General features: G+C 69.3%; 11 protein-coding genes. 9 read left to right on the forward strand and 2 right to left on the reverse strand.

Annotated features, from left to right (window positions below):
- From VB739_RS15485 to VB739_RS15495, 3 genes are all read left to right on the forward strand, one after another.
- Positions 1–418, forward strand: a 418-nt coding sequence (locus VB739_RS15485; RefSeq protein WP_323357924.1) for a class I SAM-dependent methyltransferase, incomplete at its 5' end; no start/stop codon positions are given.
- 100 nt (positions 419–518) lie between these two features.
- On the forward strand, positions 519–1,397 hold the full coding sequence (glyQ, locus tag VB739_RS15490; RefSeq protein WP_323357925.1) for a glycine--tRNA ligase subunit alpha: 879 nt from the start codon (positions 519–521) through the stop codon (positions 1,395–1,397).
- Positions 1,394–1,576: a hypothetical protein gene (locus VB739_RS15495; protein ID WP_323357926.1), complete on the forward strand. Its 183-nt coding sequence runs from the start codon at positions 1,394–1,396 to the stop codon at positions 1,574–1,576. Before glyQ ends, VB739_RS15495 begins: the two co-directional genes overlap by 4 nt.
- A gap of 19 nt (positions 1,577–1,595) precedes the next feature.
- On the opposite strand, the gene VB739_RS15500 is transcribed toward VB739_RS15495, so the two are convergent.
- Both VB739_RS15500 and VB739_RS15505 read right to left on the reverse strand, forming a co-directional pair.
- Positions 1,596–2,612, reverse strand: a complete 1,017-nt coding sequence (locus VB739_RS15500) for a hypothetical protein (RefSeq protein ID WP_323357927.1) — start codon at positions 2,610–2,612, stop codon at positions 1,596–1,598.
- Positions 2,613–2,638: 26 nt separating this feature from the next.
- Positions 2,639–3,544, reverse strand: a complete 906-nt coding sequence (locus VB739_RS15505) for a helix-turn-helix domain-containing protein (RefSeq protein ID WP_323357928.1) — start codon at positions 3,542–3,544, stop codon at positions 2,639–2,641.
- Positions 3,545–3,740: 196 nt separating this feature from the next.
- Between VB739_RS15505 and VB739_RS15510 the strand changes: the two genes are divergently transcribed.
- The 6 genes from VB739_RS15510 to VB739_RS15535 form a co-directional block, all read left to right on the forward strand.
- The gene (locus VB739_RS15510; protein WP_323357929.1) at positions 3,741–5,246 is read left to right on the forward strand and encodes an arylsulfatase; all 1,506 of its coding nucleotides are present in this window, start codon (positions 3,741–3,743) and stop codon (positions 5,244–5,246) included.
- Positions 5,247–5,335: 89 nt separating this feature from the next.
- The gene (locus VB739_RS15515; protein ID WP_323357934.1) at positions 5,336–6,259 is read left to right on the forward strand and encodes a formylglycine-generating enzyme family protein; all 924 of its coding nucleotides are present in this window, start codon (positions 5,336–5,338) and stop codon (positions 6,257–6,259) included.
- 3 nt (positions 6,260–6,262) lie between these two features.
- Positions 6,263–6,661 carry a DUF1622 domain-containing protein gene (locus VB739_RS15520; RefSeq protein ID WP_323357930.1) on the forward strand — a complete coding sequence of 133 codons (399 nt, stop codon included), beginning with the start codon at positions 6,263–6,265 and terminating at the stop codon, positions 6,659–6,661.
- Positions 6,661–7,047: a YidH family protein gene (locus VB739_RS15525; protein ID WP_323357931.1), complete on the forward strand. Its 387-nt coding sequence runs from the start codon at positions 6,661–6,663 to the stop codon at positions 7,045–7,047. Before VB739_RS15520 ends, VB739_RS15525 begins: the two co-directional genes overlap by 1 nt.
- A gap of 5 nt (positions 7,048–7,052) precedes the next feature.
- Positions 7,053–7,937, forward strand: a complete 885-nt coding sequence (locus VB739_RS15530; protein WP_323357932.1) for a sodium dependent transporter — start codon at positions 7,053–7,055, stop codon at positions 7,935–7,937.
- Between the two features lie 202 nt (positions 7,938–8,139).
- On the forward strand, positions 8,140–8,921 hold a 782-nt coding region (locus tag VB739_RS15535; protein ID WP_323357933.1), incomplete at its 3' end, for a ComEC/Rec2 family competence protein.

Genomic DNA, 8,921 nt, shown 5'->3' on the forward strand with positions numbered 1-8,921 from the left:
GCCCTGGCTGCCCCTGCAGTGGCAGCAGGGCGATGCCCTGGCCACCGGCCTGGCCGACGGCTGGGCCGACGGAGCGGTGATGGCCTATGGCCTGCGCAACCTGGCCGATCCCGGCGCCGGCCTGGTGGAGCTGCGACGCCTGCTGCGGCCGGGCGGGCGGGCGGTGGTGCTGGATTTCAACCGGCCCGATCCGGCCTCGGCCCCGGCGGCCTTCCAGCGCTTCTACCTGCGCCGTCTGGTGGTGCCGGCCGCCCGAGCCGTGGGCCTGCCGGAGCAGTACGCCTACCTGGAGGAAAGCCTGGCCCGCTTCCCCACCGGCCCCATCCAGCAGGAGCTGGCCAGGGCCGCCGGATTCTCAGAGGCCCGGCACCGGCCCCTGGCCGGCGGCCTGATGGGGCTGCTGGAACTGCAGGCCTGAGGCACCGGCCGGATGGGTCGGCTGCAGCGATCCGGGAACACCGATCTGCCAGCATCGAGCCACCCTTCCTGCCGTCCTGGCCAGAACCCACCGGCCCGCCATGCTTTTCCAGGACATCATCGCCAGCCTCAACCGGTTCTGGGCCGACCAGGGCTGCCTGATCCTGCAGCCCTACGACACCGAGAAGGGAGCCGGCACCATGAGCCCCCACACGGTGCTGCGGGCGATCGGCCCGGAGCCCTGGGCGGTGGCCTACCCCGAGCCCTGCCGGCGTCCCACTGATGGCCGCTATGGCGACAACCCCAACCGGGCCCAGCACTACTTCCAGTACCAGGTGCTGATCAAGCCCTCCCCGGATGCCATCCAGGAGACCTATCTGGCCTCCCTGGAGACGCTGGGCATCCACGCCGCCGACCACGACATCCGCTTCGTGGAGGACAACTGGGAGTCCCCCACCCTCGGGGCCTGGGGCGTGGGCTGGGAGGTGTGGCTCGACGGCATGGAGGTGACCCAGTTCACCTATTTCCAGCAGTGCGGTGGCCTCGATTGCCGGCCGGTGTCGATCGAGATCACCTACGGGCTGGAGCGGCTGGCGATGTACCTCCAGGACGTGGAGAGCATCTGGGACCTGCGCTGGAACGGCGAGCGCAGCTACGGCGACATCTGGCTGCCCTTCGAGAAGGGGCAGTGCACCTACAACTTCGAGGCCTCCAACCCCGAACGCCTGCTGCAGCTGTTCGCCCTGCATGAGGCGGAGGCCGCCGATCTGGTGGCCGCCGGGCTGCCGGCTCCGGCCCTCGACCACGTGCTCAAGTGCAGCCACACCTTCAACCTGCTCGAGGCCCGCGGCGTCATCTCGGTGACCGAGCGCACCGCCACCATCGGCCGCATTCGCCATCTGGCCCGGCAGGTGGCCGAAGCCTGGCTGGAGGAGCGCCGGGCTCTCGGCTTCCCCCTGCTGAGCGTGCCGCCGGCGTGAAACGCACCCTACTGGTGGGGGTGCTGGTGGTCGGCGCCTTCCAGGCCGGCCGGCTCACCGAGCGGGCCATCTGGCCGTGCCGGCTGCGGCCCCTTGCCGCCCTGGTGGCTCCCTTGCTGGGTCAGGAGCTGCCCAGCCCGCAGCTCTGCGAGCTGATGCTCAAGCTGCCGAACTTGTGAGGCACCCCGGGCGTCTGGGTCAGGGGGCCACGGCGGGGAGCGTGTCCGGAGCCGCTGCCACCGCTGAGCCTCTGGGCGCGCCGCCGAAGAAGACCTTCACCCCCACTTCGATGCCGTTCATGTTGACGGAAAAGCCGTTGGCCTGCTGGTCCCCGTTGTTCCATTTCAGGCCCATGTAGCGCCAGGACAGGTTCAGATCGGTGTTGTCGCCCACCGCATAGCCCAGGCCCAGCTGGGCATTGCCGCTGAGGTCCTGCTGGCCGCCCAGACCGAAGCCGCCGATATCGCCGCGGGCGAAGGCCCGCAGGCGCGGGGAAAGGAAGACGGTGGCCTGGGTGCCCACCAGGGGCTGCACCCAGGTCCGCTGAAAGTTGCGGGTGGGCTCGAGCAGGGTGCGTCCGAAGGGGCCATCGAGGGTGGCGGCCAGATTCAGGCGGCCGTCGATGAGCCGCACTCCGGCATAGGGGATCACGGTGAGGGCGCCGGGACGGCCGAGGGCCGATTCCCGCTCGCCCAACCGGTAACGGAGGGCGACGTCGTAGATCCCCAGGGTCTGGCCCACGTCGGCCGTCGTCGTGAACAGCTGCCGGGGGCCGACCAGGCGCCCCGCCGAGTCGCCAAGGCTGGTGTACCAGAGGTCCGCCTGCAGGCCCACCCGGTCCTTTTCGATGCTGCCGCGGGCGGAGGCGGCGAACCGCAGGATGTCGAGGATTTCCCCCAGGTCCTGGTCCACCTCCGCCTCCAGGCCCCGGATCGTGGTGGTACCGATGGTGCGCAGCGGTGCGAAGCCGTACAGCTCGACGGTGCCGCTCCAGGGAGGGGGCGGCGGGCTGGCCGGGGCCGTCTCCCCGGGTGCCGGCTCCGCCTGAGCGGTCTCCGGCGCGGCCGCCACCGCCGGTTGCGGCAGGCGCAGCTCCTGGCCGACCCAAGTGGCTTCCGGAGCGGGGCCCAGGGCCGGGTCGGCCAGGCTCGCCGCCGGCCACATCAGGGCCAGGCCGGCCAGGACGGGGACCAGGCGGGGCGTTCTCTCGTTCATGGGGAGGGAAGTCGGGGTCAGGACGTTCAGGCCCGGAGGCTGGTTCGGGGATGTTCGCCGAACAGGCTGTGGTAATCGCGGGCGAAGTGACCTGCGTTCATGAATCCCCACTGAGCGGCCAGGTCACAGATCCTCGTGGCCTGTGGATCCGCCGCCAGCAGGGCCTGCCGCACGCTGTGCAGGCGACGGATCTTGATGTAGGCCATCGGGCCCATCCCCAGGTGCTCCCGGAATCCCTGCAGCAGGCTGCGCCGACCGGCCGCGACCTGGCGGCAGAGCCCATCGAGGCTGATTGGTTCGTGTGGATGCTCCGCCATCCAGGCCTGGGCGGCCTTCACCAGTTCGATCCGGGCCGGCGGCCGGGCCAGCCGCTCGCTGTGACCGGTGCGATGCACCAGGGCTTCCACCAGCAGGGGCACCAGATCCCCGCACAGCCGGCGGCGGATCGCCGCCTCCCCCATCAGGGCCGGAGACCGCTCGGCCAGACGGAAGATCCGGCGCAGGCAGGCCCTCACCCGCTGGAAGCGCAGCGGATCGATCGCCTGCCAGTTGACACCCTCCAGCGATTCCTCCAGGCCCGGTGCGCCCAGTTCGTGGGCCCACTGCAGGAACCGCTCCCGATCCAGGCTCAGCAACGCCAGGCTGCAGCGCTCGGGGGTGGTGAGATGGATCTCGCCGGCGGCGGCCAGGCCGAAGAACGCCGTGGCCGGCAGCTCCAGCCCGTGGGAGCGCATCACGGGGTGGCCGGGGTTCTCCTCCAGGTCGAGGGCGATCAGCTGGCGGCCGGTGGGTTTGGGCCCACCCCCGTGGAGCGGCCGATCGAAGCGCAGCCGCACAACCTGGAGCGCCTCCAGGTCGAGGGCCAGCAGCTCGCTGCTCAGGCGGCCGCCGGCGAGCTGGGTGAGCTGCACCGGCAGCAGGGGACTCAGCACCCCTTCCAGGCGGGCGATGTCCTGGATGGAACGGGAGACGGGAGCGGCGGATCCGCACTTTTTGAGTGTTCGGATCGCTGCGCTCTGTGCATCCTTTAGGGGCGTGTCCTCCGAAGGCGTGGCGTCCGTCACGTGACAACTGGGGACCTGAGCCTTCTTCTTACCCCATTCCCTCACCCGCCAGGTGTTCCCCGCCATGCCCAACGGCCAGCCCAACATCCTCATCCTCTGGGGCGACGACATCGGCCAGAGCAACCTCAGCTGCTACAGCGATGGCCTGATGGGGTACCGGACCCCCAACATCGACCGGGTCGCCAACGAGGGCGGCCGCTTCATCCATTACTACGCCGAGCAGAGCTGCACCGCCGGCCGCGCCGCCTTCATCTCCGGCCAGAGCGTGTTCCGCACCGGCCTGAGCAAGGTGGGGCTGCCCGGCGCCGAGCTTGGCTACCGCGCCGAGGACCCCACCATCGCCGAGTTGCTCCAGCCCCTCGGCTACCGCACCGGCCAGTTCGGCAAGAACCACTTCGGCGACCGCGACGAGCATCTGCCGACGATGCACGGCTTCGATGAGTTCTTCGGCAACCTCTACCACCTGAACGCGGAGGAGGAGCCCGAACTGCGTGATTATCCCAAACCGGAAGACTTCCCCGATTTCAAGAAGAACTTCGGCCCCCGCGGTGTGCTGCACTGCTGGGCCAACGGTGATGGCACCCAGCGCATCGAGAACACAGGCCCGCTCACCAAGAAGCGGATGCAGAATTGCGATGAGGAGTTCATGACCGAGGCCAAACGCTTCATCCGCGATGCAGTGGCCTCCGGTGAACCGTTCTTCGTGTGGTTCAATACCACCCACATGCACTTCCGCACCCACGCGCGGCCCCAGGACATCGGCCAGTCGGGTCGGTGGCAGTCGGAATACCACGACGTGATGATCTATCACGATAACTGCATCGGCGAAATGCTCAATCTGCTCGATGAGCTGGGTGTCACCGATGACACGATCGTGATGTACAGCACCGACAACGGCCCCCACATGAACAGCTGGCCCGATGCCGGCATGACCCCCTTCCGCAACGAGAAGAACTCCAACTGGGAAGGGGCCTACCGTGTGCCCGCGATGGTGCGCTGGCCCGGCAAGATCGCCCCTGGCAGCTTGTTCACCGGCATCGTCAGCCACCTCGACTGGCTGCCCACCCTGGTGGCGGCTGCGGGCGAACCGGAGATCAAGGAGAAGCTGCTTACCGGCCATCAGGTGGGAAGCAAGACCTTCAAGATCCATCTCGACGGCTACAACATGCTCGACTACTGGACGGGCAAGGCCGACAGGAGCCCACGGATCGAGTTCTTCTACTTCTCCGACGACGGCGATCTCACCGGTCTGCGCTACGACAACTTCAAGTTCGTGTTCATGGAGCAGCGCGCCGCCGGAACGCTGCAGATCTGGGCCGAACCGTTCATCGCCCTGCGTCTGCCGAAGATCTTCAACCTGCTCACCGATCCCTACGAGCGGGCCGACATCACCTCCAACACCTACTGGGACTGGATGCTCGACCACGCCTTTGCGCTGGTGCCGGCCCAGACGATCGTGGGGCGGTTCCTGGCCACGTTCCAGGACTATCCGCCCCGCCAGAAGGCAGCCAGCTTCTCGCTCGAGGAGGTGATGAACAAGATGACCTCCGCCGCCAGCGGCGGTCACTGATCCACCACCTGCTGCGAGGCGTCGCCATGGATCTGAAGCCTTCCCCGGCCCCGGCCCGCTCCGGGCCGGGGCGCCCGCCGGCGCGGGACATGGTCTGGATTCCCCCTGGCGACTTTCTGATGGGCTCCGACCACCACTACCCCGAAGAATCCCCGGCCCACCGGGTGGCGCTGGAGGGCTTCTGGATCGACCGCGCTCCGGTCACCAACGCCCAGTTCCGCAAGTTCGTCAAGGCCACGGGCCACGCCACCGTGGCCGAGCGGCCGGCGGATCCGGCGGCCTACCCCGATGCCCTGCCGGAGCGGCTGGCGCCGGCCTCGATCGTGTTCGTGCCACCGCCCGGCCCGATCGGCACGGGGGATCCCTACCGCTGGTGGCAGTACCGGCCGGGGGCCAACTGGCGCCACCCGGAAGGGCCCGGCAGTTCGATCAAGCAGCGTGATCACCATCCCGTGGTGCACGTGGCCCACGCCGATGCCCTGGCCTACGCCGCCTGGGCCGGCAAGCAGTTGCCGAGTGAGGCGGAATGGGAGCGGGCCGCCTGGGGCGGCCTGGAGGGGGCTGAGTTCGCCTGGGGGGAGGAGCTCCATCCGGGCGGCCGGCCGATGGCCAACACCTTCCAGGGGGATTTCCCGCACCACAACAGCCGGCTCGATGGATGGGAGCGCACCTCGCCGGTGGGCAGCTTCCCGCCCAACGGCTACGGCCTGCTCGACATGATCGGCAACGTCTGGGAGTGGACCGACGACTGGTACGCCGGCCATGCCGCCACCGTGCAGGCCCACAAGCAGGCGGGGGGCTGCTGCACGATCGAATCCCCCCGCGGTGCCTCGCGGCAGGAGAGCATCGACACCGCCTCCCAGCACGGCAGCATCCCCCGCAAGGTGGTCAAGGGCGGCTCCTTCCTGTGCGCTCCGAGCTACTGCCGCCGCTACCGGCCCGCCGCCCGCATGGCCCAGGGCATCGACACCTCCACCTGCCACATGGGCTTTCGCTGCATCGTGAGGAGCTGAACCATGTCCTTCATCCCCTTCACGGAGTGGCTCGAGCTGTTCGCCGTTGGCCTTCGGTTTTTGCTCGAGAGCGTTTCGCTGGTGTGCGTGGCGATCGGTTTCGTGGTCACCCTGCGCCAGACGCTCCACCTGCGTCACAGCCGCCAACCCCAGGCACGGCGCTTCAACAGCGTCCGCCTCACCTTCGGCAGCTGGCTGTCGATGGCGCTGGAGTTTCAGCTGGCCGCCGATATCGTTGCCACCACCACGGCACCTTCCAACCAGAACCTGATCAAGCTGGCGGTGGTCGCGGTGATCAGAACCTTCCTCAACATCTTCCTGGGCCGGGAAGTGGAGGCGGAACAGACATTCGAGGAGGCCCAGCGCCAGCAGAGTTCCACCTTCGACCTCCCCTCCCCCTGATGGCCAACCTCACCAACGAACTCGCCAAGGAGCGCAATCGGGCCGCTGCTGAACGCACGATGATGGCCTGGATCCGCACCTGCCTGTCGCTGATCAGCTTCGGCTTCGGGCTCGACAAGATCATCGGTGCCATCAACAGCAGCCGCTTTGATGGCAGCGCCCATGCCGGCCTGAGTGTGCGCCTGGTGGCGATGGGCTTCGTGCTCGTCGGGATCGTGGCGATGGCGGCGGCCACCCGTCAGCATCTGCGCACCCTCAGGCTGATCCGCCGCGATGACTTCGTCTATGTCGACCAACGCTCGATCACCGTCTTCACGGCCATCTCCCTGACGATCATCGGTGTCTTCGCTTTTGCACTGCTGGTCATGGGTTCCCCCATCCGTTGATCTCCATGCCCCAAGCCGCCGGTGTCCTGGTCACGGCCACCATCGTCACCCTGATGTTCAGCCTGGGGCTCGGGCTGAAGCAGTACCCGTTCCTGCTGCTCAGGGATCGCCCCGGTTTTCTCTGGCGGGTGCTGCTCGGCACCTGCGTTCTGGTGCCTCTGGCCGGACTGGCGCTGGTGTTGCTGCCGATGCAGGGGGTGCTGTCACGGCCTGCCTGGGTGGCCATGGCCCTGATGCTGGCCTGTCCCAGCGCCCCGCTGATCCTGTTCCGGGTGCGCAGCAGTGGCGGCACGGCCGAGCTGGCGGCGCGGCTGCAGATCGCCGCGGCGCTGCTGGCCATCGTCACCATCCCGCTGATGGAGATCCTGTCCCGGGCCGGCGCCGGCCTGGTGGGCTGGGACGCGGCGGAATGGGGCATCCGTCCTTCCGAGGTGGCGGGGCAGGTGCTGAAGGTGCAGGTGCTGCCGGTGATCGCCGGCGTGCTGCTGGGCCAGTGGCAGCCGCAGCTGGCCCAGCGCTGCAGCCGTGCGCTCGGCACCCTGGCCACCCTGCTGCTGCTGGGGATGATGGTGGCCCTGCTGCTGCTCAGCGGCCGGGAACTGGTGCCCTTTCTGCAGCAGAACCTGGTGGCTCTGGCCGGGATGGCCGTCCTCAGTGCGCTCAGCCTGGCGATCGGCTACGGCCTGGCCGGGCGGGATCCGCTGGAGCGCCGCACCGTGGCCCTGGTGACGGGGATGCGCAACACGGGGCTGGCGGCCCAGCTGGCCCTCATCTACGGCCAAGGGATCCCGGGCCTGATTCCCGGCATCCTGGCCTATGTGTTGATCACGGTGATCGTCTGCACCCTGTTTCTGAAATGGCAGCAGCGGCAGCTGGCGCCCACCGGCTGATCAGCTTTTCCGGTCGCTGGTCTTCGGCACGGTGCGGGCTTCGCCTCGGCGCTGGCACCTGGCCGTTGGCGTGGTGCGCCAGCCTGTACAGGCTGTACAGAAGTCTTTCCAGGCTTGTCAGGCGGCACCGCCGCTTGGGGACACGATCGCCGGGGGAGGCCACCGCCAATGCCGCCACCGCCGCCGCAGGGAACCCTGGAGCATGCTCCGTTCTCCCCTGCTGCCGCTGCTGTTGCTGCTCCTGGTGCTGGTGCAGGCCCAGTTGCGGCCGCTCCAGCCCGCCGCCGGGGATCCGTTGCGGCTGCTCGCCGGTGGGGATGGGCCCCAGCCGGCGATCCTGACGGGACATCTCTTGAGCGATCCGGCGGCGATCGCGGCTTCCGAGGTCGCCCCTGCTGGCCAGGCCGGCCCCTGCCGGGTGCTGCTGCAGACGGCAGGAGGACGCAGCGAGCTGAGCTTCCGCGCCTGTCCAGCCCTGCGCGAGGGCTGGGACGTGCGGGTGAGCGGACAGTTGCGCCGCCCCCGACCGGCCCCCCATCCGCTGCTGGCCGGACCCGCCGAGCGCCTGGCCCGCCAGGGCAGCTGGACCCGCCTGACGGTGGAGCAGCTGGAGGTGCTCCGCCGGCCCGCCACCCCGATCGCCGATCTGCGTCGCAGCATCGCCGCCCGATTCGTGGCCGCGGCGGGGCCGGAGCGGGGCGGCCTGCTGGCGGCCTTGGTGCTGGGCAGTGCCGTGGTGCCCCTGCCGGCGGAGCTGCGGGCCGATTTCCGTGTCGCTGGCCTCTCCCATGCCCTGGCCGCCTCGGGATTCCACCTCAGCGTGCTGCTGGGGGCGGTGCTGGCCATGGGCCGGGGCCTCGGCCGCTGGGCGCGGCTGGCCCTTGGCGGCGGGGCCATGGCCCTGTTCCTGCTGCTGGCCGGGGCCCAGCCCTCGGTGGTGCGGGCGGTGCTGATGGGGGCCATCGCCCTGGTGCTGCTCGAGAG

It is taken from the genome of Cyanobium gracile UHCC 0281, from assembly GCF_034931305.1.
GTDB lineage: Bacteria > Cyanobacteriota > Cyanobacteriia > PCC-6307 > Cyanobiaceae > Cyanobium > Cyanobium gracile_A.

What these genes read in the sequence shown, in the direction of transcription:
- VB739_RS15510 (WP_323357929.1), top strand. Translation starts at nt 3,741, where the DNA reads ATGCCCAACGGCCAGCCCAACATCCTCATCCTCTGGGGCGACGACATC.
- VB739_RS15520 (WP_323357930.1), top strand. Translation starts at nt 6,263, where the DNA reads ATGTCCTTCATCCCCTTCACGGAGTGGCTCGAGCTGTTCGCCGTTGGC.
- glyQ (WP_323357925.1), top strand. Translation starts at nt 519, where the DNA reads ATGCTTTTCCAGGACATCATCGCCAGCCTCAACCGGTTCTGGGCCGAC.
- VB739_RS15500 (WP_323357927.1), bottom strand. Translation starts at nt 2,612, where the DNA reads ATGAACGAGAGAACGCCCCGCCTGGTCCCCGTCCTGGCCGGCCTGGCC.
- VB739_RS15525 (WP_323357931.1), top strand. Translation starts at nt 6,661, where the DNA reads ATGGCCAACCTCACCAACGAACTCGCCAAGGAGCGCAATCGGGCCGCT.
- VB739_RS15515 (WP_323357934.1), top strand. Translation starts at nt 5,336, where the DNA reads ATGGTCTGGATTCCCCCTGGCGACTTTCTGATGGGCTCCGACCACCAC.
- VB739_RS15530 (WP_323357932.1), top strand. Translation starts at nt 7,053, where the DNA reads ATGCCCCAAGCCGCCGGTGTCCTGGTCACGGCCACCATCGTCACCCTG.